The following is a 23,588-nucleotide window of genomic DNA, read 5'->3' as shown; positions in this document are numbered from 1 at the left end:
GCTGGAGTCGCTGCCTGTCGCTCCAATCAATAAATTAAAGATTGTTCGCGTTTTAATAATTAAATGCTATTTATGAAATTAACTTAATTTTGAATATTTTAAAGTTCCTTAATAAGGATATATGTTCCATCCGCTACAGTTGCAGAAATACCATTCAACTTACTATTATCCTGATATTTATGAACAATATAATTTCCTTCTACATCTTCATATCTTTTCATATTATGATATTTTTCCATTACACGAATTGACTTCGGGTTTGTTGCTTCACCTAAAACAGCTTTTACCCCTTGTGATGATGCCTTTGTTATCAATCTATTTCCTAATTGCTGAATAATCTCGTGACGGTCATGTTCAGCTATCACTCCTAACATGAATAGGTGTAATAACTCTCCGTCTTCAACTTCTTTTCCGTTACGCAATTTATAATCTTCCATAAAACGTTTATCCACATCCTCCAGGACACGCAGAATTACATTCATATCATAAAAAGAACCTTCAAATATATCTTCTCCGATAATCTCTGGTGCATTTGTATCTCCAGCAAGTACACCAACAACGTTATTATTAATATCCTGAGCGACTGCGCAATATCCTTGCGCTACTGTAGAGTCTAAATAACCCTTGGTAAACTCATAGAAATCTTCATAACCTATATTTAATTGACCTACCATCGGTTCCTGAACCCATTTTCCAGAAACGTCCACTCCAATGAATGTACGAGCTAGACATTCAGCTGCTTTCTGGATTAAATCTGTTTGTTCCTCCGTAATAATTTCATATTTATACAACTCTTGTGTTGTTTGCACTTAATGATCTTCCTCTCAGATTATAAAATTTCTATAGGAACTAACATTACATAGAATGTTTTACTTTATCGATAAATGTACCTGTGAATTTAATTCTTTCAAGTGCATTCCTAACTTGCACTTGAGCAATTTTAGACGAAGGTTTTACTACAAGGACATCCTTAAAACCTAAGCTAGAATAAAATTGCATCGTTTGCTCCAACTGTGGTACAACCTTTGATGGGACGGGTGTTTGGTGAGTCCCATCGACAACAAACGTATAGTTTTGTCTCGATACTTTATTAATCGTATCCTGTAAATCTATCATGTAACCTTCTGCATCTTCTGCTTTCATTAATCCATGGACCTGTACATGAACTTCCTTTGCGACCTCATTAATTGCCATTTTATACTTCTTTCTATCTACGACTATCATCTCTTAATCCCCTTTTTCACTTTAGTCTGCTTTATTTCAATGTTGACATTTGTACGTACTTTTCGTATAAGTGTAATAAAAAAAGCTATCCCAAATAAAGATAGGATAGCCAAATAAACGTTGTTATTGTTGGCAACCCGACTATCATTATCCAAGTGGATTTTAGACTCGTAGCTTTGCGTCCTTACCTTTCGATAAGTTTGCCTTTTTCAATTATAGAAAAAATAGTACTAATCTCATGCTTATATATTACTATCACATTATATATTACATGTCATTTTTTGTCGAACTTGATATTTCTCTTGATTTACTTACGAATAAGGATAATCCCTTTATAAATGGTGAATTTTGACGTTTTGTAAGAGATAGTTATTTTTTTGTAAATTTTTTTAGATTAGAATAAATTACTGTTTTTACTACAACATAAAAAGAGAATCCTCAAAAATAAGGATTCTCTTTAAATATATATTTGTTACTATAACAGCTTACCCAATTCAGATAGCGTAGATTTATTTTATTGGTCCTTCATATTCCTTAACTATAAAGTATTGTACGTTAGCTTTAACTAAGACTAAGTCATCAGTTAACGCCAAACTATTTTCTCCATCTTCGAACTGATTTTTAATAGAGTTTCTAGCCCGAATAAGGGAAGTTTCTTCGATTAAATGCCCTATTTCTCCGTTGATTAAATAGAAGGTTACTTCATATTGTTTCTTCATCTCTATTTCCCCCCATTATGTACTAGCACACTATTATAACTCAATAGGAAATTATTTCACAAAAATTATCTTTTTTCTTTCCGAAACCTCTCAAGCCCACTATTTAAATTTGTGCCTTGTTAGAAACAAACATGAAAATCACAACATTCACGTTTGTTTGAATTAACATGAATGTTTCTGTCACAGGGAAGTCCTTTAACTAAAGGATAAGACTTACAATAATCGCTGATAATATGCTCACTAACGTTGCTCCGTATAAAAGTTTCAAGCCGAATCGTGCTACAACGTTTCCTTGTTTTTCATGAAGTCCTTTTACAGCACCTGAGATGATTCCAATGGAAGAAAAGTTTGCAAAGGAAACAAGGAAAACAGAAATGATTCCGATTGATCGTTCACTTAAGCCTGACGCTAAATCGTTTAATGAGAGCATCGCTACAAATTCGTTTGTAACTAATTTGGTAGCCATAATACCACCCGCTGTTACTGATTCTGAAACAGGGATACCCATTAAAATCGCAAATGGAGCAAATACATAGCCAATAATTGACTGGAATGTGACTCCAAATATCATATCAAATAAGTTATTTACTCCTGCCATTAGCGCAACGAATCCAAGTAACATCGCCGCAACCACGATTGCAACCTTGAATCCATCCATAATATACTCGCCCAACATTTCGAAGAAGCTTTGTTTTTCTACTTGCACAACAAGGAGATCTTCTTCTTCAGTTACAGAGTAAGGATTAATAATGGAAGAAATGATGAATCCTCCAAATAAATTAATCACAATTGCCGTTACGACATACTTCGGCTCAATCATCGTCATATATGCTCCGACAATAGACATCGATACAGTAGACATCGCTGACGCAGATAGTGTGTAAAGACGTTGAGGAGATAATTTCCCAAGCTGTTTTTTCACGGTAATAAATACTTCAGATTGTCCAACAATAGCGGACGCTACTCCGTTGTATGATTCTAATTTACCCATGCCATTTACTTTACTGATTGCCCAACCAATCCATTTCATAATGAATGGAAGAACTTTAATATGCTGCAGAATTCCAATCAAAGTCGAAATGAATACGATAGGAAGTAGAGCAGTTAAGAAGAAAGGAGCTTGTCCTTCATTCGCAATGCCAGCGAATACAAAATTGATTCCTTCATTAGCGTAATCTAGTAATTTTGCAAACCCGGCTGCGATTCCCTTAATAAGAATCAATCCAAATTTAGTATTCAGTAATAAAAAAGTTAAAATTACCTGAATAATAATCATCTGGATAATTGGTCTGATTTTTATCCCTTTACGATTGTTACTTGCAACCCAGGCAAGACCCAGCACAACAATTAAGCCTACGATTGATATTAAATAATTCATTTAATGCCTCCACAATATTGTATTTCCAAAAGGTCAAACGTCTGACCATTAAGCGCTTACATACTTAGTATACAGCTATAACTCATCATTTCAAATGCCATTTTTTACATGTTACCTATGTTAAAAAGGGAATATATTTTTAGGGATGGAAACAAAATAAACAAAGTGAAATTAATACATATACGTTCCTATTTCACAAGTACATCTTTGCTGCTATTTCCTTCAAGTCCTCAACTATTTAAAGGCTCCTTCATTATTTACCTCAACTTCATCGAAGTAAAACCAGACTCCACTTAGGTGCCAAAAAATTTTACTCAATCAAAAAGCCACGATCACCGAATCATCTTCGGTAATCGTGGCTTTTAGATCTTTCATAAATCGCATAATCAACTCTCCAGCAGCAAAGACAATAGCATCGACAGTCCTCTTGAATTCCTAACATTTTGGAGCTCAATCCTATCAATCATTTGGCTTTCGGCCCGCCACGTAACTGTCTACGCTTAAAGTCTAATGTTACCATTAGCCCTCCAAGACTCGCTACGAGTGAATGGCTAGTTCTTTCTCGACGGGAATCGCACCCGCTATATTTACGACCTAGGCTCGGCCGCATAAGCACCCGTTACCTTACAGAACCTATCACCATAATTAGCAACGCAAACAATGTTCCTACTATATCCCTAAAATAAAAACCCATATTTTAACATCTATTTTGCAATCTAAATTCAACATAAAAATTCAAGGATTTGTTCAACAAAATGTCCTGATTCATAAAGAAAGAGCGCAATCTCTACTCTAGAATTACGTTACGCTTTTTAATTGAAGGTTGCTATGAATAATCTTATTGATATTTAAGAAAAACACTCCATTAATTTTTTCTTAATTTACTTTTCATCTTCCGAACGATTTTCAATACGTTCTTGAATTTCTTTCTTTTCTTCGTCCCACCATAATGCTTCTTCTGGTTCTTCTAAAATCTCTTTTATTTCAGCTTTTTCTTCAACCGCCGGCGGTGAACCTCGAAGAGCTTTTCCTGAAGTATCTTTTAGAAAGATGGTTACCACTACAATACCGACAATAGATGCAAGTATCACATAGTAGGCAGGTATCATTTCATTCGCCGTTTTGCTAATTAACCAAGATACAAGTAAAGGTGTCGTACCACCGAACAATGATGCAGAAATATTAAATGTTATCGCCAATGCCCCATTCCTTACATTCGTAAAAAATAGAGAAGGTAATAGTGCTGGCATTGTTCCCTGGAAAGAAGCAGAAAATATTCCAAGAATCATTAATCCCAAAAATACAAGTATGGTATTTCCACTACCGATTAAATTAAACGAAGGTATACTTAAAAGAATCAACCCGATTAAACCGCCTTGAATTACCTTCTTCGCTCCAATACGATCACTAAAATAGCCCATTAACAGAACAATCGGAATCATAATAACCATTACAATAACAATTAATAAAAGCCCTTCTGTTTCTCCATAACCTAGAACAGCAGTTAAATGAGATGGCATATAAGATAAAACAATATAGTTTACAACAATATAAAAGAAAACAACAAACATACCGATCAGTATTGCTCTCCAATGGTACTGTAATATATGCTTTACGGATTCATCATCATCGTCAGATTTACTTTCCTTCATTGCCTCAAATGCAGGTGTTTCTTCTAATTTATTTCGCAAATAAAAGCCAATTAAACCAATAGGGGCAGATAAGAAAAAAGGAATACGCCAACCCCATTCTAACATTGTTTCCTCCCCTAAAATATAGGTGAGTAAAGTAACAAGACCAGATCCTGCGATATAGCCAACTAAGGTACCAACCTCAAGACCACTTGACATAAAACCTCTTTTTTTATCAGGTGTGGATTCAGCAATAAACGTCATAGCACCCGAATATTCTCCACCCGCTGAAAAACCTTGAACTAGACGAGCAATAAGTAAAAGCACGGTGGCAGTATAGCCTATAGATGCATAGGCTGGAATCAAACCAATACTTAATGTGGCCAGAGCCATCATGATCAAGGTAATAGCTAAGACTTTTTTACGTCCTAAACGGTCTCCAAGCATCCCAAAGAAAATTCCACCAATCGGTCGAGCAATAAAGGCAACTGCGAATGTTGCAAAAGCAAATACTAATTGCATGGGTCCACTTACTTCAGGAAAAAATACTTGTCCAATTGTAACAGCTAGATAAGAGTAAATTCCAAAATCAAACCATTCCATTCCATTACCAACAGCAGTTGCAAAAACAGCTTTGCGTGCGGAATTCGTGTCAACAATGGTAATTTCTTCTTCTTTCAACTTTGGTTTCGATTTTCTTTTCAACTTTGGTCTATTATGATTTTTATTATCATCCAATCGAAAAGCCTCCTTGTTGATTAATTGATACTAGTCTTAAACTACCCAAGATGTAATTTATTTATTTATTTACCTCTTTTCAATAATTATCTAAACAAACTTAGTCAGTTTTTACCATAAATCCCCTTTTACCCTCAGGTCCATTCCTCTTCCACTGCCGTTGTTGAATTTAATATGTTCAGCTCATTCGAAAACAGAAGATTATCTTGCGATGTATGTTACAAAAACTAGTGCCCCACGTGATGTGTATGCAGCAAAGCTTAAAGGAACGATGAAGAAAAAAAGCATTGATAGTATATTTAAAAGATCAGGTAGCTTCCATTCTACGGATAAGAATGAATTTGATGTATTAATAGTTGATGAAGCCCATCGATTAAATGAAAAATCTGGTCTATTTAGCAACCTAGGAGAAAACAACAATATGATGCACATCGTCAAAAACGTATTAAAGATTTATATAAGCAATGCGGCAACCAAGAGATGAACTAAGTTATCTGAAGCAATCGCCCACTTGTAACCGACTAAGAGAGCAACATTACAAATAATGTTCCATGATAAAATTCTCTATGTAATATAACTATGTTTGAACAAGGAGATGGAAGCATGAGTAAGTTATCAGGAAAAATCGCTTTAGTTACAGGATCAAGTCGAGGAATTGGCCGCAGTATTGCATTGCGTCTGGCACAAGAGGGAGCCTTTGTCGTCGTTCATTACGGGAAAAGACGTAATGAGGCAGAAGCAGTTGTTCACCAGATCGAGCAAAGCGGAGGAAAGGCTTGCGCGATTGGTGCTGACCTTAGTACTCTAGATGGTATTCAAGATTTATTTACTACTTTGGATGATACTATTCGGGAATATAAGGGCGGTGACGGATTCGATATTCTTGTCAACAATGCTGGAATTGGTCAAATTATCAGTTTAGAAGAGACGACGGAAGAATCATTTGACGAGGTAATGAAGATTAATGTCAAAGCACCACTTTTTGTTACACAGCAAGCTTTGCCACGTTTAAAAGATGGAGGACGTATTATTAATATTTCATCTTTTGTGACACGTGCAGCTTCTCCAAGTGTCTTCACGTACAGTATGTCCAAAGGTGCTATCGACACATTTACGCGTCTTCTAGCCAAACAACTAGGGAGCCGTAATATTACGGTAAACGCCATCCAGCCTGGAATTATTAATACAGAGATGAATGCCGAGACTTTAGAAAACCTTGATGGACAAAAATATGCGGCTGGTCTTTCAATCTTCAACAGATGGGGAGAACCCGAGGACGTGGCAGATATTGCCGCCTTTCTCGCTTCCTCAGACAGCCGTTGGATAACTGGTCAATTGCTCGATGCAAGTGGCGGATCTCATCTATAGAACCTGTAAGATAACGAATTTATAAGGAACTTCAAATGAAGTGACCCCAAAAAGTTAGACACATATTTTAAGCAGTTACTGAGGAATGAACTCTGTATTGGACAGGGCTCATTCCTTTTAATTTTCCTTTAATTCGTTTGTTATTGTAATAGTAAATGTACTTCTCAAATTCTGAAATAAAATGTTCCATACTTTCAAATTCTTGATAATAAAATAGTTCAGATTTTAATAGTCCTTCATTATGGGAGAATGTTGAACGATTGGCTCCATTTACAGGGAAAAATCCAGTTCCGGATTACAAGAAACAGAATGGATTTATCTATGAAGAAGAAAAGTATGATATTAGTGGATTAACTCCCGTTGAGTCTAAATTGGTAAAACCTACTCGGATTCAAGAATGTCCAATTCAAATTGAAGAAAAGGTGAAACACATTCGAATTCCTGAATATTCCCCTGATTTTGTAATTGTTGAGACACAATCTATACACGTACACGCTCATAAAGAAATCATCAGAGAAAATCATATTGACCCAAGTAATAGAGTCCACTTATATATAATTTTCGACATTACTTTGGTTTAGGCGAACAATTGAGAAAAACCTATCGATCGGAAATATAATTCATCATCAAACTTTGTACGGCACGATCTTTAGCAATCGGGCGCGATTGCTGAACAATATAGGTAGAAAATGATCAATCTTTTTTATAAAAACAAATCTTAAATCTACAAAATGTCTATGTTCCCTGTGTCACATACAACTAATTAACGTGAATGTTTCTAACACAGAGATGAATAGTAGGGTTTACATTACTATTTCGGTCTATCAATAGAAAAAATATCACCAATTTTCGCGTAATTAACACCGGCTAAGCGACTTACTGCGTTTAAACCTCTAGGATCAATACGACCATTTTCATAAATTGCTTCATCTATATGGAACCGTACAATTTCTCCGATAAACAAATCGCTTCCAGGTCCGTTGCCACCTAGAGGAATAGCTTGTACAAGTCTGCATTCCATTCGAACTTTTGCTTCTTTTACACCCGGTACAGAAACATTCTCACTTGGTACGAGCGTTAAATTCGCTAATTCGATTTCGCTTTCTGATGCAGGTAATGAAGCTGCTGTTTCATTGATTTTCGCCACATTTTCATCATCCACAATATGCACTACAAATTGACGATTGTTATAAATATTTCGAGCAGTATCTTTCAGATGATTATTAGGTCTTTGGACAGCAAGTGAAACCATCGGCGGGTTTGACGAAACAATATTGAAGTAGCTGAATGGTGCACCATTCACGATACCATCCTCCGATTGGGTAGTAACAAAGGCAATGGGTCTTGGAATTATAGAACCAATTAGAAGTTTATAATTATCTCGCTCACTATTTTGTTTTGGATCGATCGAAATCAATTTGGTCAGCCCCTTTACTAGTCGATTGGACGCACTTGAATAGGAATTAGCGAATTAACTAGTTGGTCTCGGTGTTGTTCGTATTGGGCAGGTAACATCAACTGTGTCCCCATTGTTTCCTGTGATTCATCATGTGCAAATCCTGGAGGGTCTGTTGCAATTTCAAATAATATTTCCCCTGACTCACGGAAGTACAACGCATTAAAGTAGTTGCGATCCTTCACCTCTGTTACATGTTGGCCATTATTCATGGCATGTTGTTGCCATTCAAGATGGTCTACATCATCCTTAGCACGCCATGCAATATGGTGAACTGTGCCGACCCCCATAGAACCACTAGTACCAGTCACCATTTTTAAATCAATGGTATTACCGATATCAGCTGGAGCTTTAAAACGTGAATAATCACCTTCAGTGCCTACCATTTCTAGCCCTAATACTTCCGTTAATGTTTTAGCGGTTTCTTCTGGTCTGCTAGAGTAAAGTGTTGCGCCACCAAAACCTTTAATCGCTACTTCCGGTGTTACCCCGCCAAATGTCCAGTTGTTTTGTTCACCTTCTGCGCGTTCAACAAGTTCTAAATGTAAGCCATGTGGATCATCAAATTGAATCACTTGTTCACCAAAACGCTCCGCTTTTTTAAATGGAATCGCAAATGTTGCAAGACGGTTGATCCAAAAGCTTAATGATCCTGTTGGTACTACATATGTTGTAACTCCGACTTGACCGTCCCCAATTTTCCCTTGATAAGCATTCGCCCAAGGGAAAAAGGTAATAATTGTACCTGGTTTCCCTCCACCATCTCCAAAGTATAGATGGTATGTGCCGGGATCATCGAAGTTCACTGTTTGTTTAACTAAACGTAAACCTAATACACCTGCATAAAAATCAATATTTTCCTGTGGATGACCTACTATTGCTGTTATATGGTGAATACCTGCAGTTTGTTTTTTCATTATTATTTCCTCCTTTGTTAGATAAATTTCACAACATATTTATAGTAACCAAGTAACGTCGATTACTTTCTTTTCCTTCGTTATCACTAATATGACTTCTTTTTACTTTTACTCAATAGGCTCTAATTTTGCTTCGATTTCCGCTCGCTTGCCTTCTAAAAATGGTGGTAAGTCTAGCTCTTTACCTAGGGTTTCAATGGACGAATCTACCGTAAAGCCTGGTCCTTCTGTTGCTAATTCAAACAAAATACCGTTTGTTTCTCTAAAATATAAACTCTCAAAATAATAACGGTCTGTTATTTTCATCACTTCAAATCCAAAGTCTTGAATACGTTGGTGCCACTCCCTTAGTTCCTCGCCATCTTTTACACGAATAGCTACATGATGTACACTGCCTTTTCCGGGTTTTTCTTTTGGACCATCTTGCTCCACAATGACAATCTCACCAAAAGCCTGCCCTTTTACCGACTGATAGATAGCTTCGTTTTCTTTACGCGAAGCAAGTTCATAGCCAAACAGGTTTTCTAATGTATTCGCTAAGCTATCGAGTGATTGCACGGTTATTTCCACAGCACCCATTCCCAAAATACGATGCTCCTCTAGAACGATTGAATCATCCCAAGATTGCCAATACGCTGGCACTTCATCGCCATTATTATTTAGAAGGACGAGTCGTAATCCATCGCCATCTTCAAAGTGGAGTGCATCACGTCCTGCGTACATAGTCAGCTCCCCATGTTGCACATTGTGTAATTCAAATCTTTTCTTCCAATATAGTAAACTGTTATACGACGGCACTAGTAACCCGATTCGTGTTATAGCATTTGTTCCTCTCTTTGTACTTCCTGCCATTGGAATTTCAAAGAAAGATAGTTCTGTCCCAGCACTTCCTGTTAAATCTCCATAGAATAAATGGTACATACTCGGATCATCTTGATTGACTGTTTTTTTCACTCTACGAAGCCCAAGCACTTTTTGATAAAACTGATTATTTTGTTGGCCATTTTTCGTAATCATCGAAATATGATGATGTCCTGCTATCTTGTTCATCTTGGTTCCTCCATTTCTACTATAAATACCGAGCAAAACCTTCAATATACTTGATATCGTTTTGCTCGAAATTTATTCATATAGATCACAAAATGTACATGTGTGCATGCACATTTTGTGATAAGTAGATCTAATTCATTAAATTATTTACGTATTGTATTTAATGCAGTTGTCCAAGGGATAACTTGGTCTAGCATTTGGTTTACTGAATTTGCTTGTACAGCTGCTGGTTTGAAGTCTGTACCATTTTCAAAGTCTGTAAATAATGATAATGCCGGATGTACACGAACATGTGCTACTAGTAATTCACTTAAAATACCACGTAAATGTTCTGTTGCACGAGCCCCACCTACTGAACCGTAAGATACGATACCTGCTGCTTTGTTGTTCCACTCTTCACGTAAGTAATCTAAAGCATTTTTAAGTGCTCCTGTGATCGAGTGATTGTATTCCTGAACGATGAATACGAATCCGTCTTGTTTTGCAATGATTTCTGACCATGCTGCTGCACCTGATGCATCGCCGCCTGCTTCACCTAAAAGAGGTAATTTGTATTCTGCGATATCGATAATAGTGTAATTTGCATCCCCACGTTTATCCGCTAATTCTTTTACCCATGCCCCTACTTGTGGACTTACGCGTCCCTCACGTGTTGATCCTAAAATAATACCTATATTTGATTTTGTCATTGTTTTTTCCTCCTCATGTTGTTGTTCTTGTGTTCCAAATAATTTATTTAAAAAGCCCATTTTTTCTATTTCACCTCCTTATAAGTATTCTTTTTTTATGTTAAGTGTGCTACGTACTGTATTGATCGGGCGCACAGATGCCTCAATTTGTTCTCTTTTTCCTTCAAGGAATGGAGGTAACGATAATATTTCCCCTACTGTTTCGTAAGGCTCATCTCCCATAAATCCAGGTCCATCAGTTGCCCATTCAAAAAGAATTCCAGGTGCTACACGAGCATATAAAGATTCAAAGAAGAAGCGATCCACATACCCCGAAGTACCGAAACCAGCAGCTTGCATATGGTCAATCCATTCATATAACACTTTCGTGTCTTCTACACGGAAGGCTGCGTGATGAACTGTACCGTAACCTTGTCGACCAGCTGGGAAGATCTTATTATGTTCCACAATTACTTGTGCTCCATTGCCACCCTCACCAACTTCAAATAAATGTAGTGAACCTTCTTGTGCGATTTCACGCATCAACATTACTTTTTCCAATACTTCCTTAAAATAATCAAATTGGACGATACGAATATGAATTGGTCCTAAGCCTGTAATCGCAAATTCCAACGGTACTGGCCCATTTTTCCAAGGTGTTCCAGATGCAATACCCTCATTAAATTCATCAGAAACCAACATATATTGTTGATCATCAAAGTCCACAAATGAAATAGTCTTCTTGCCAAATACTTCTTCAATACCATTATTTTTTACTTCGTACTTATCAAAACGTTTCACCCAGTATTCAAGTGCCTCATCTGTTGGTACACGAAAAGCTGTTTTATAGATCTCGTTTGTTCCATGCGTTCCCTTTGGAATACCTGGGAAGTCAAAGAATGTCATATCTGTACCAGCTGACCCTTTATCGTCTGCGAAGAATAAGTGATACGTTTGAATATCGTCCTGATTGACTGTTTTCTTTACTAGACGCATTCCTAGTACATATGTGAAAAATTCATAGTTCTTTTCTGCACTACTTGTAATCGCTGTTACGTGGTGTATCCCTTTTAAATGATTCATTACGTTTCCTCCTTTTATTTGTATCGAATTAATAATTCTCGAATTCGAGATAATTATTTAAAAAATTTTTTTTCTTGCAAACTATTCAATTTTTATTAGTAATTCAACCATTTTATTCAAATCCGCTTCTGTTAACTGATCAAAGATTCCTTCTATCTTCTTCTCATATTGAGGATAAATTTGATCCATAAGTGTCTTCCCTACACTCGTCAGACTTGCATAAGTCACACGACGATCCTCCGGACATGCTTTACGAACAACAAACTTCTTCTGTTCAAGCTTATCTACCACATAAGTGATACTACCACTTGAAATGAGAACCTTTTTCCCAATCACTTGAATCGGCTGATCGCCTCTCTGATTGAGTAATTCTAATACAGTAAACTCTGTAGGATTTAATTCACTACAAGCTGCATCTCTTCTAATCACTTCTTGAATCAACTGGGAGGCACGAAGGATTACGGAAACAGCATTCATTTTTTCTGTGGCTAATTCCAATCGTATCACTCCTCTACATTAGCTATTATATCTTGAATTACGATACCTCAAATTAATATATCTTTAATTCGAACTAAATATAACATGAATTCATTTTTCCTGTCAACACATTTAACTAATATTAAATAGTATTTAAGTCAAGCCTGCAATTTATGAGATGTTTTGTGGAATTCAACAAAAACAAATGAAATAAACAAAGTAAAAATAATACATATACGTTCCTGTTACACAAGTATCTGAATTAAATTCAACTATTATCTTTACATGTTTGCTGCTATTTCCTTCGTCCTCAACTATTTATAGTGTTCTTCATTATTTACCTCAACTTCATCGAAGTAAAACCAGACTCCACTTCCGTGTTAAAAAATTTTACTCAACCAAATAGCCACAATCACCGAAATCTGATCTGACCCAATAAAGTTAGACAAATAGGTTAGGCAGCTTCTAAGACCTGAGTTCGGTATTCTACTGGACTTAGGTCTTTTAATTTTGCCTTCATAAGCTTGTGGTTATAGTATTCGATATATTCATGTAGTTCACGTTCAAAATGTTCCATACTCTCATACTCTTGTAGATACAGTAGTTCCGACTTTAATAAGCCAAAGAAGCTCTCAATGACTGCGTTATCTAAACAATTACCCTTACGGGACATACTTTGTTTTATATTGTGTTGCTTGAGCATCTTTTGATAATTCTTCATTTGATAATGCCAGCCTTGGTCGGAATGTAGAATGAGTTCATTTCCTAAATTTAATCTTCCAATCGCTTCGTTTAACATGTCACCTACAAGTTGGTAAACTGGACGGCTCATTACCTTGTAAGCAATGATTTCTCCATTACATAAATCTAAAACAGGTGATAAATAACGTTTCTCACCGAATAAATGGAACTCCGTGACATCGGTTACCCATTTTTCATTCATCTTGTCTGCATGGAAATCACGATTTAGTAAATTAGGCGCTATTTTACCTACTTTTCCACGATAAGAACGGTACTTTTTCATTCGTACTTCGCATTTTATTCCCATCTCATTCATTAATGATTAATTGTTTTCGGATCATGATGAATGCTCTTTTTCTCTAATTCTTTGGCAATGCGACGATAGCCATAACGCGCTTTATGTTCATGGTAAATGGCTTCAATCGCTTCTTTTACCTTTGTGTATTTATCTACACACTGTAAACGTTTTTCCCAGTAATTGTACGTACTACGTGGAATGTCAGCGACTTTAACTAATTCCACTACATCAAATTCTGCCTTTAGTTCAAAAATTACTTGCGCTTTGATTTTATTTGTAATTTTTCCTGTTCGTGAACTAAAGTGTTCAACTTTTTTAGATAGGCAATCTCCATGCGTAAACGTTCATTCTCAGCACGTAGAGCTTCCATAGACCCTTCAACTGGAGATGTTTTTTTGTATTCAATTTGGTTTCTTTTTTCATGGAAGGACCCCCCTTTTTCTTTTGTTCTAGGGCATCAGTTCCACCTTGTTCAAACTTTTTTCGCCAATTTCGAATCATCCCAGGAGATGAAATATTAAAAATAGCAGCTGCGTCATAAGAGGATGTAACCGTTTCGTTCATATAATTAAGTACATCCATTTTAAACTGTGATGAATAGCTTGTATAGGTTTTTAGAAAAGCTTCGATACCGTGTTGTTCGTAAAGGCGAATCCATCCACTCACAATATTTCTATTTACCTGTGTCTCTCGCAAGATCTCCTTCATAGATTCGTTACCATTTTAATATCGTAATACAATTTGTATTCTTTTTTGGCTGTAAATTTAGCCATAAAAAACCCCCGTAAATGTCAGATTAGTGTCTAACATTTACGGGGCAGTTCAATCCATCTTCGGTAATCGTGGCTTTTATATCTTCATTAAATTTGTTCCCTGTGTAAGTAACACACGTGAAAATTACATTATTCACATGTGTTTGAATTACCATGAATTTTTCTAACTCAAGGAAGTTAATTAATTTTATTTCCTATGCTTCTACTTGATTTGAACTTTTAATGTCTGATAAATATAACTCAATTAACGGTTCTTGATAACCAGCCTTCTTTTGCTTTTGCATTTCGCCTATTACTTCTTTTAGTTCACTCTCTACTACAGAATTTAATCTCTCCATAGATGTAGCGGGTAAGTAGACTTGTGAAACACAACGAAGGTATTCTTCTCTTCCCATTCTCCAAAAATGCATCATATTTCCGTACCTGTTTTTCAAACTATTTGCCATTAATACCCCAGTTACATCCAAATCGCCAGAATAATACAACTCTGCTCCATCTTGAACTAGTTTATCTAACATTAATAACCCAGATAATTTAAAATTTCCATGTGTGCACACGACAGGATAGACTTCTTTCAGTTCATCTAATACGCTTGAATACACCCCACTATTTTCTAATACAAACACCTTGTTCCCTTTTTCTGGTTTCACTTGGTCAATAGACTGTAAAGAACGAAGAGGGATATTTTGTGCATTCCTTTCTTTATTTGCCCAGTGCCATTGTTGTAATTCTTTTCCATCTCGAAAAGCTCTTAACCCGTAGCACGTAACAAAACTATGCAAATCATCTTTTGCAAGACCCACCAAGGATAAAAGATTCACTTCTTCTTCCGAATTCAATTTACTACGGTAGGTCCGTTGTTCCTTTTCGCTGAATAGTACTTCAAGTGCCTGGTATATTTTTTTATGGGTATCAAAATAATGAGGGTCCCCAGTTATTCGTTCAGCGAATACAGGTAGACGTTCAAACTTTCCTTCATCAGGTAGTTCTGAAATCGCTTTTAATATTAACTCAATAGTTTCGTAATCTCTTGCATTATAAGTAGAAATAAAACCTGCGGAGCCTTTTTCCTTTTGTTGAATCTTCTTTATCAAAACTTGGGCATGTGGATGTTTATATGTATCCAACAAAGAATCAAAATACGTGTTTTTTTGTGTTTCCTCTTTCACCATCCTTTCTTTTTTCAAAATAATCGAAGAACCTGTAATCAATTCAACCAATTCCCACAAACTAATGTCTTCAAATTTGGATTCCTTTAACCTTTTCTCGAATTTGCTTAATGATATAGTTATTATTTGTGAATCCATATTTCCACCGAGCCAGTTCCGAATCATACTTCTTTCTTCAAACGTTGGCGTCATCTTAACTGTTCCACTAACTTTCTCTCTGCTTTCAATCTTTCCTTTAATAAGAAAGAAAAGGCGTAAAAATGACTTATTCCCAAAGTAATCCATAGCTTCTTTCTTTATTTTTTCATTCATTATTCCTCACTCCTTATAGAGTCGAACACAAACTCAAATTGAAGTTCATCATGAGTAATTTCTTCCATGAACTCATCATTCTCGTCCAGATATAAACCTTTGGAAGATAAGATTTCTTCATTTAATGTCATTTTTTTCCCATCCCACTTCCAAGGCTCTGCACTTACAAAGCGTGCTACTTTGTCAAAGTTTAATTCAAATATATTAATATTCGAGACGGTTGGATAATCCCCCCAAAGCGCTTGTGATGTTAAAATATAATCAAATCCTAATTGTTCCATCAGCCCAAACATTTCTGAAATATTGTCTTCATCCACCCCAGCAAATGCCTCATCCAGTGCGATAAGGTAAGGTGCATCAGGTGCAGCAGTACTATATTTCGAATATGCTGCGGAGAATAAAGGAATATAAATAGCCATCGCTTTTTCTCCACCGCTTAACAAATTCATACGTGTAGGAGTCAATTCTTTTTCGTCTTCACCTTCTAGCTTGTACATAATTTTAAATTTGTACCAATCACGATAATCAAGTACTTGCCTCAATGCTTCTTCTAGATTTCTCACTTCCTCTTCTGTTTGATTACTGTTTAATTTTTCTTTAGCAATATTAATTTTCGTCATGAAATGCTTACTTAATGCGTCTACATCGATTTCTTTCAATGTGTCAAAGTCACGACCTAATAAGTCTACTAATTTTTTTGTAGATAAAGAATAAGAAGTATCTTTTTCTTCTATCGGGCTCCACATTAAGCGAATTTCTACCGAGCTATTTAATTGTTTCATAAACCTATTTATATCATCTTTCCAAACAGTTGCTTTTTCAACCAATTTGCGAATTTTTTCTCCAACACCTTGAATCATTACATTTTTAATTAATTCTGCTTCTTCTTCTTTTAAATAAGCGTCTTGTTGCACTTTTAACTCTTTTAGGTAATCGAAAAATTCAGTTGGGTTCATTTTGGAGCCTTGCACAAACAAACTTATGTTTTTCCTTTTCTTTTCATTGTAGATTATTTCAATCTTGTCTTTTTTGTGTGGATAATCATTTACTTTTATTGAAGCATTCCCAGAACTTACATCTTGACTTGTTAACGCATAGTCTTCTAGTCCAATTGCACGGATATCTGAAACCACATCATGCATTTGTTGTAAAGCTTCTATGACATTTACTTTTTCATTTGCATATTTAGCAGCCAGTTCGTCCAAGTTAGATGTTGTTTCTATTCCTTTCAGTCGAAGGTCTAAATTGAACATTTCTTTTCGAACCTCAAAATATTCTTCCGTGAATGCCATTTCATTTGTAAATTTGGAAACGTCCTCTTTGACTCTTCCCAGTTTCGCTTCCACGGTAGGAATCTCTTTTATTTTGTAATCCCGTATTTTATCAAGCTCTTTAATTCTACTTCTTGTTTCTTCTATTTCTTTTTCTTTTTCTTCCGCATTCATTTCTTTTAATATCTTATTAATGCCATCGATATTCACCGTAAGTGTCTTGATTTGTGAAGTTAAGCTATTTATCTCACCTTGTAACTCATTCGCTATATCTTCTGTATTAGTTAGGTTATCTTGGTTGTTTTCGTATTGATTTTTCTTGCTTTCAAATTGATGCATCAGATTAGTTAGACGTTGGACTTTTTCCAGGTATTCACTTTCTACTACATCCAACATATTTTCTATGGTATCTATATCCTTTACACCATCTAAAAAAACACTTACTTCTGCTCGAGCAATGCGTTTTTGGCTATACGTTGTGGTTAAATCATCGTGTGCAATAAATAATTTATCTTTCTTTTTCTCTAGTTCCTCTTTTCGATAAAGAACACGATTCATCTTCTCATGTAAACGGACCATTTCATCTAATGAAGGACGACCATTAAATTCTAAGAGTAACAGTATCTTTCTATTTTCTAATTCCGCTTTTGCTTTTCGAAGGATATTTAGTGTTTTTGCTAATTCATCCAACTGATTAACGAATTCCTGTATTATACTTTCCCTGTGTCTTCTTCTAGCTTCTTCCCCAATGAAAGATGTTTGTTCATTTAATACCGCAATACCTTTTACTAATCCATGACGGTATTCTCCCGCTACCGTGACATATGTTTCGGTTTCTACTTTCTCTAAAGAAATGTTTGTTAAAACAGCTAGAATGTCTTCTTCGTTTACTGCATTGTTTTCTGGAACAATTACTTTTACAACAGATGCCAGTGTATTTCCTTTTGGTTGAATAGCAGTAGGTACAAAAACAGAATCATTCATTCCAACCATCTCAATAAACTCTTTTGGAACAATTAAACTATCCAAGATACCCATATCAATAAGAGCAGATTCTATTCGTTCTTTGCTTTCTTCTACAACTTCTTCTTTAAATTCAATAGTTTCATAAAAACTAACAAATGGAACCCCAATGGCTTTTAAATGCTGCCGCTCCAATATCGTACTTAAACGACGGAAAGATGGCTGCACTTCTACTTGTTTTTCTAATTCCTCCTTTTTTTCTTTTAATTCTATTAATTTCTCTTCTATACTTTTAACACTCGCTCGAATTTCGTATATTTTTTCGTTCATTTTTTCCAATAATGCATCTTTTATGACGGTCATTTCTTGTTCAATTTTAGCTGGTTTCATGTCTTCAAAGTCAAATAAATTTTCAACTGTGTATACAATTTCAGCTATGTTTTCTTCTTCTAAATGGAGTTCTTGATTACCCCCATTCCAACTTGAGAGTCTTAATCTATATTCGTTTTTTTCGAATTCTGAGTCTTTTTCTAATTCCTTAATAATTTTAGTTTCTTCTTCGATACCCGACTCCACTTCTCGAATTTCTTCTTTTTTGTTTTTTAGCAATTCCTGTATACGTTGTTCTTCCTTCAAAGCATATAAAACATTATTTAATTTCTTCGAATGGTCTTTAATTCTTTTGTTCCATGATTCGAAATAAGTTTTATCCATTTCGTAGTGTAGTAAGTTTTCGTTCAGAAGCAATTGATAGGAATCATGTTCTCGAAATTGTACTTCTTCTGCGATATCTTTACTATCACGAACCAATTCACTTGTCTCTTTTTCAATTTCATAGCATTTTAATTCCAATTGATTGATTTGGTATTTTAAATTGAGAATATTATCCTCTAGTACCTCCCTCTGATTAGTTTTGTTTACTAGTTCTTCTTCTTTGTCTGACTTTTCTTCTTGTTTTTTGTCTCTTTCGTTTCGAAACCCTCGAATTTCTGAAGATTCCATTAAATCTAATTGTGTCCTTTTCGTATAAAGCTCGATATCCACGTCATTCAATTCTTCGTTCAATCTCGCCACGTCAGCTATCAATTCCAATAACTCTATATCTTTCTTTTTTAATCTCCTAGAAGCATTTTGTTTTTCCTCAGAAGCTTCTAGATAACGATATGCTGTATTACCTAATGTATTAAGTAAATAAGTACCATATTCTCTTGAAAGTCCTTCCGCTAACGCCAAATCAGTTTCTGTTTTTTCGACTTTTCTGTTTCTATCATCTATATCTTTAATAGTGTTGGAAATCATCGAAAAGGATGTTGCCGGCAATTCCCCTAAAGAATTTCTAAGTGCTTCATGCAAGTTTTTTGGCGATACATCTTTCGATAACTTGGGAGAGCGTACTTGAATTAATAAGTTTGTAAGTTCTCGCAACTGTGCATTCTCCCCATATTTAAAGATATGCTTGTTCACTTCGTCAGCATATTCTTTTGCAGAATCCAAAACTTTTCCGCAACCTAATTCTTCTATTTTTTTCATTAATTCATCCTTGGAAATCGTAACAAACTCTTCTCTTCCTAGAGTATTATATCCGGCACTTTTCGTTAAATTGAAGCCATTATTAATTTCCAACCCTTTAATAACAAATCCCCAAAAATCCACTTTTGTTTCATTTACTGCTCTTAAACCAATGCCTGTTGTGATTACTTCATTTGTTTCATCTTTTTTATAAGTAATATAGACATATGCAATTCTTCCTTTTTCTACTTCATCATCCACTTTTAGGTAATCTATTATTTTCTTTTTCTTTGAACCAAAAGAATCTATTCGAGCAGGACTTATATCTCCATCTAACAACATTGGCACAATGGATTGCATAGATACAGACTTCCCATGGCCATTTCTTCCCCTAAATAATATTTTTCCACTTCCAAACGGAAACTCTTCATTAACGTACACCCAAAAATTCACGAATCCTACTTTATCTGGAACCCATCTACTGCTTCTATCTTGAAAGTTCATATACCTCTCCCCTCCTTAAAATTAAATTCATCAATGTATTCTCTTAAATCGCGATCATACTCTCCCACGGTTCGAACAAACGCAGGGTATATCGTTAACTCCATTGTATCTTCATCATATTGAGCTAATTTCCATTCTACGGCATAATCAATCACCTTTTTTTTCAATTTGTAAAATGGCATTTCTCGGTTCGCTTTTGACCACCCTAGAGAATATTCAGTCCACGCTTTTTTTAAAATATCTTCAAATTTACTATTCTTCAGTACCAATAACTCAATGGAAAGTTCTTTTTCTGCTTCTTTCAGAAGCGTATTTGATATCTGACAAACAAGATACGAGAGATGTTTAAAACTTGGATGCTGTTTAAGTGTTCTTTTTCTTTCCTTTTGCACAAAATAAATCGACTGGTAGTTCCTTTCTAATTCAAAATTCGTATACTGTTCAATAGTTTTTTTTACGTCTTCGTAGTTTTCTTCTTCTTCGATAAACTTGATTTCTTCCTCTGATAATTCACTCATAAACACGACTGCTTCAAAATATAATTTTCTAAATAGGGAATGGCGAACATTTTCTTGATTTACGCCATCATGTAATATTTCTTCCTCGGATTCAAACGAAGCCAGTGATTTAGAAAAATTGCGAAACATGTACCGAATGAGCGGCGTCACCACATACAATACATCCCCTGCTTCTGAGTTCACAAAATCAGATATATTTCCATCCATCACTTTTATTAGTTCCATATCCTGCGCATATACTAAAGCCCGAATTAAACTTTCCCGTTGATGTTTAACTTTCCATTCCGTTTCATAAATACCTGTCAGAAAGATACTTATTTCTATAATTAAATCACTTATTGTGAACTCTTCGTCTACTATTCTTTTTTCCAACAAAGCAAGAGTTGCCATTAAAAATACATAATCGAGTTCATTCGTAAAAGTTTCAATACCCATCCATGGTCGTGCAAAGTACGGTTTTTTTTCTAATTTTGCAGTTTCTGAATCCAATTTTAATTGATATCCAAAGTTTTTAATCATGAATATGCGTATAGCTTTTTCGTTTCGAATTAATTCTCGAAACACATCTGGATTATTTTTTCGTTGGACCATAAAGTTCTCCATTAATAATTCGACCGCATCCGGAATTAAGTTATCTTTAAGATTATCCATCACAGTTCTCCCTCGAAAATAATTTCAATATCCGGGCTCGTAAGTGTACCATCTGTACAAGTTACTTGTATTTTGTTCTCCGACCGTTTTTGTACTCGGAACAATAGACCTGTTTCTGTTCGGAAAGGAATACTTTTTTTGTTGTTTGTTTTTCTTAAATCAGGAGATCGAGATAACCATTTCAAGATTACTTTTCGTTGATAAGGTTCTAACACGTCTAGTTCCGAGAAAATTATTTTTCCGTCTTTAATCAGTTTCGCAAGTTTATCTTGTTCTTCTTTTCGCTCTTTCATTTTTTCGAGTAATTGTTCTCGTTGTTTTGCTTTATTATCATTCATCGTTCTTTGTTTCGTCGTCCCTTTTGGTCCTCGGTTACTCATGTTGGGTATTTCTAATGGAGTAGATGAAGTACCCCACACTTCTTCAACACTTGTAAAGTTTCCATCTTCAACTATGTCCAACATGTCCTTTGCGTAAATAGAACGAGAATGAGCAGCACCAAAGATAGAGGCGAACAACTTATGTGCATCCTTTACCGTTGAACAGTCTTTGAAACGAGCAGCTGCAGATCGATAATCATCTAACTTACTTTGAGAATTAGTCATAGTATCCGTCAAACGATTTGCATAAGAAACAATCATGCTTATTGCTTCATTTGTCTTATTGCTTAATCTTTCTACTTCGCTCATGGTATCTCCTTTATACAAGTACCAATCTTTTAATTTGACCCACATATTTTGATAATTAAATTTCATTCTCTCTTCCGAAACATCTTCTCTAAAAATACTTAATGGACGATTGAATTCGATTATTTTATCAATATATCTTATGATGTGTTCATCTGAAACAGATTCTAGTAAGCGAATTATTTTGTATTTGTTTTTATTTAATTCTGTTATATACGTTCCTAAGTATTGAATAAAATTATTCTTGAACTCTAAAAAGAGTTCCGTGTTAAATAGATTTGTCTTTTCTGCTTCTTGAATTTGACTCAAATACCAAGCAGCATTTTTAACCAGGTCATTATGTACATCGAACACATTTTTCCATACTTCAATGACCGTTTCATTAGGAAAAATTGGTTCGTAGTCTTTAAATATTTCTAAGTGCCTATATAATTTAATGAATTTACGGCTGTCCATACTGATAATCATAGTTTCCTCTAGTTCTACTAAACGAGATAATAGATTTTCTATCTCTACACCCACATCTGTAATTCTGTAAATAAATCTTTTTTTCTTCCGTTCCTCCAAACTCAACCCTTTTTCTTGGCTTTGATGAGAGCGAATCGCTTCCCAGTTCTCTAATGCCTTCATAGACTCTTCTACACGAGAAAGTGAAAAATCTTCTGCCACCACTTTGTATGCTAACAACATCTGATGAATATCTTTCAAAGTCGCACCAAAGGTTTCAAATTGTCTGTGTTTATCATATAAAAACTTCATAATTGCTCGGTAAATATATGCATTCGGTTCTGTTAAGTATTTGAATGACTTGACAACATCAAACTGATAATTCTCCATTAGTATTCCCCTTTCAGTCTAACAGCATCTGTTTCTTTGTGAAGGATTGTAGGTATAAGTGTCATTCCAATTAATTCTTTATCAAAATACAGCATCACCACAATATTCTTCTTCATTACGTTCATATCCTCCTAATTTTAAAAAAAGACATGGTCATTAACTAACCAAATCTTTTAAGAAAATTATTTAATTATTTTTTTGTTCCCTGTGTTAGAAACAAACATGAAAATAACAACATTCACGTTTATTTGAATTAACATGAATGTTGTTGACACAGAGTGGGGTTGATAAAGGTACCTAATTATAGGTGTTTTTTTGCGAACTGAATATTATGAAAAGTCTATCCGGAAGTTATACAGATTTCTACCTATGTAGAGTGATTGTGGCAACATAAGAGGTGTCGGTAGGTTTGTTTAAAATGCTCGGTTGACTAAGAACCGAGCATCTGTTTTGAATCCTTTCCAAATACTACTTTGAAATTCGCAGTAAAATATACTGATTATTCTCTAATTCAAAAGTAATAGGTAAAAATCTTGTTTTACAACTTTTCTAATAACCTTCGAAAACGTTATATTGGTCAGTTTTTTTTTTATTTGGAGTCAGTGGTTCAATTAGTGAGTAGATGAAAGAAAAATCAATGGCTGATC

At 35.1% G+C, this 23,588-nt stretch carries 17 protein-coding genes, 3 pseudogenes and 1 riboswitch; of the genes and pseudogenes, 3 read left to right on the top strand and 17 right to left on the bottom strand.

Translation table 11 applies throughout. The features are described from left to right. Positions 1–98: 98 nt before the first annotated feature. From ACFVR1_RS17995 to ACFVR1_RS17975, 5 genes are all read right to left on the bottom strand, one after another. The gene (locus ACFVR1_RS17995; protein WP_387586000.1) at positions 99–809 is read right to left on the bottom strand and encodes a hypothetical protein; all 711 of its coding nucleotides are present in this window, start codon (positions 807–809) and stop codon (positions 99–101) included. A gap of 46 nt (positions 810–855) precedes the next feature. Beyond that, complete coding sequence (locus ACFVR1_RS17990; protein WP_387585999.1) at positions 856–1,224, bottom strand: hypothetical protein; 369 nt, start codon at positions 1,222–1,224, stop codon at positions 856–858. Between the two features lie 128 nt (positions 1,225–1,352). After that, positions 1,353–1,439: riboswitch (cyclic di-GMP riboswitch) on the bottom strand. Between the two features lie 294 nt (positions 1,440–1,733). Further along, a complete protein-coding gene (locus ACFVR1_RS17985) occupies positions 1,734–1,943 on the bottom strand; it encodes a hypothetical protein (protein ID WP_387585998.1) in 210 nt (69 codons plus the stop codon). Between the two features lie 199 nt (positions 1,944–2,142). Further along, on the bottom strand, positions 2,143–3,321 hold the full coding sequence (locus ACFVR1_RS17980) for a NupC/NupG family nucleoside CNT transporter (RefSeq protein WP_387585997.1): 1,179 nt from the start codon (positions 3,319–3,321) through the stop codon (positions 2,143–2,145). Positions 3,322–4,202: 881 nt separating this feature from the next. Continuing rightward, a complete protein-coding gene (locus ACFVR1_RS17975; RefSeq protein ID WP_387585995.1) occupies positions 4,203–5,690 on the bottom strand; it encodes an MFS transporter in 1,488 nt (495 codons plus the stop codon). A gap of 211 nt (positions 5,691–5,901) precedes the next feature. On the opposite strand from ACFVR1_RS17975, the gene ACFVR1_RS17970 reads away from it, so the two are divergent. Both ACFVR1_RS17970 and ACFVR1_RS17965 read left to right on the top strand, forming a co-directional pair. Next, on the top strand, positions 5,902–6,174 hold the full coding sequence (locus ACFVR1_RS17970; RefSeq protein WP_387585994.1) for a DNA/RNA helicase domain-containing protein: 273 nt from the start codon (positions 5,902–5,904) through the stop codon (positions 6,172–6,174). Positions 6,175–6,293: 119 nt separating this feature from the next. Further along, a complete protein-coding gene (locus tag ACFVR1_RS17965; RefSeq protein WP_387585993.1) occupies positions 6,294–7,058 on the top strand; it encodes an SDR family oxidoreductase in 765 nt (254 codons plus the stop codon). 67 nt (positions 7,059–7,125) lie between these two features. Here ACFVR1_RS17965 and ACFVR1_RS17960 read toward each other — a convergent pair. Further along, positions 7,126–7,293: pseudogene (locus tag ACFVR1_RS17960) on the bottom strand (IS3 family transposase); the annotation flags it as partial. Between ACFVR1_RS17960 and ACFVR1_RS17955 the strand changes: the two are divergent. After that, positions 7,289–7,677: pseudogene (locus ACFVR1_RS17955) on the top strand (flavin reductase family protein); the annotation flags it as partial. The pseudogenes ACFVR1_RS17960 and ACFVR1_RS17955 sit on opposite strands and share 5 nt — an antisense overlap. Positions 7,678–7,869: 192 nt before the next feature. Here the strand turns inward: ACFVR1_RS17955 and ACFVR1_RS17950 are convergent. From ACFVR1_RS17950 to ACFVR1_RS17900, 11 genes and pseudogenes are all read right to left on the bottom strand, one after another. Beyond that, on the bottom strand, positions 7,870–8,475 hold the full coding sequence (locus ACFVR1_RS17950) for a flavin reductase family protein (protein WP_387585992.1): 606 nt from the start codon (positions 8,473–8,475) through the stop codon (positions 7,870–7,872). A gap of 17 nt (positions 8,476–8,492) precedes the next feature. Continuing rightward, positions 8,493–9,431: a ring-cleaving dioxygenase gene (locus ACFVR1_RS17945; protein ID WP_387585991.1), complete on the bottom strand. Its 939-nt coding sequence runs from the start codon at positions 9,429–9,431 to the stop codon at positions 8,493–8,495. 108 nt (positions 9,432–9,539) lie between these two features. Next, entirely contained in the window at positions 9,540–10,481 is a 942-nt protein-coding gene (locus ACFVR1_RS17940) for a ring-cleaving dioxygenase (protein WP_387585990.1), read from the bottom strand. A 143-nt stretch (positions 10,482–10,624) separates the two neighbouring features. After that, complete coding sequence (locus tag ACFVR1_RS17935) at positions 10,625–11,230, bottom strand: NADPH-dependent FMN reductase (RefSeq protein WP_387585988.1); 606 nt, start codon at positions 11,228–11,230, stop codon at positions 10,625–10,627. A gap of 18 nt (positions 11,231–11,248) precedes the next feature. Further along, positions 11,249–12,232, bottom strand: coding sequence for a ring-cleaving dioxygenase (locus tag ACFVR1_RS17930; protein WP_387585986.1), 984 nt, complete (start codon positions 12,230–12,232; stop codon positions 11,249–11,251). Between the two features lie 81 nt (positions 12,233–12,313). Next, positions 12,314–12,709 (bottom strand): MarR family winged helix-turn-helix transcriptional regulator, encoded by a 396-nt coding sequence (locus ACFVR1_RS17925; RefSeq protein WP_387586032.1) that lies wholly within the window; start codon positions 12,707–12,709, stop codon positions 12,314–12,316. A gap of 454 nt (positions 12,710–13,163) precedes the next feature. After that, positions 13,164–14,521: pseudogene (locus tag ACFVR1_RS17920) on the bottom strand (IS3 family transposase). A gap of 194 nt (positions 14,522–14,715) precedes the next feature. Beyond that, the gene (locus ACFVR1_RS17915; RefSeq protein WP_387585985.1) at positions 14,716–16,002 is read right to left on the bottom strand and encodes a DUF2399 domain-containing protein; all 1,287 of its coding nucleotides are present in this window, start codon (positions 16,000–16,002) and stop codon (positions 14,716–14,718) included. Beyond that, positions 16,002–20,249, bottom strand: coding sequence for a TIGR02680 family protein (locus ACFVR1_RS17910; RefSeq protein ID WP_387585983.1), 4,248 nt, complete (start codon positions 20,247–20,249; stop codon positions 16,002–16,004). The genes ACFVR1_RS17915 and ACFVR1_RS17910 overlap by 1 nt, the downstream gene beginning before the upstream one ends. Beyond that, positions 20,246–21,418, bottom strand: a complete 1,173-nt coding sequence (locus ACFVR1_RS17905) for a TIGR02678 family protein (RefSeq protein WP_387585981.1) — start codon at positions 21,416–21,418, stop codon at positions 20,246–20,248. The genes ACFVR1_RS17910 and ACFVR1_RS17905 overlap by 4 nt, the downstream gene beginning before the upstream one ends. Further along, a complete protein-coding gene (locus tag ACFVR1_RS17900; protein WP_387585980.1) occupies positions 21,418–22,941 on the bottom strand; it encodes a TIGR02677 family protein in 1,524 nt (507 codons plus the stop codon). Before ACFVR1_RS17900 ends, ACFVR1_RS17905 begins: the two co-directional genes overlap by 1 nt. Positions 22,942–23,588: the final 647 nt, after the last annotated feature.

Source organism: Psychrobacillus sp. NPDC058041 (assembly GCF_042885655.1).
In the GTDB taxonomy this organism is placed as follows: Bacteria; Bacillota; Bacilli; order Bacillales_A; family Planococcaceae; genus Psychrobacillus.
Note: the sequence above shows the minus strand (reverse complement) of the source record. Positions and strands in the feature narration are given on the sequence as shown.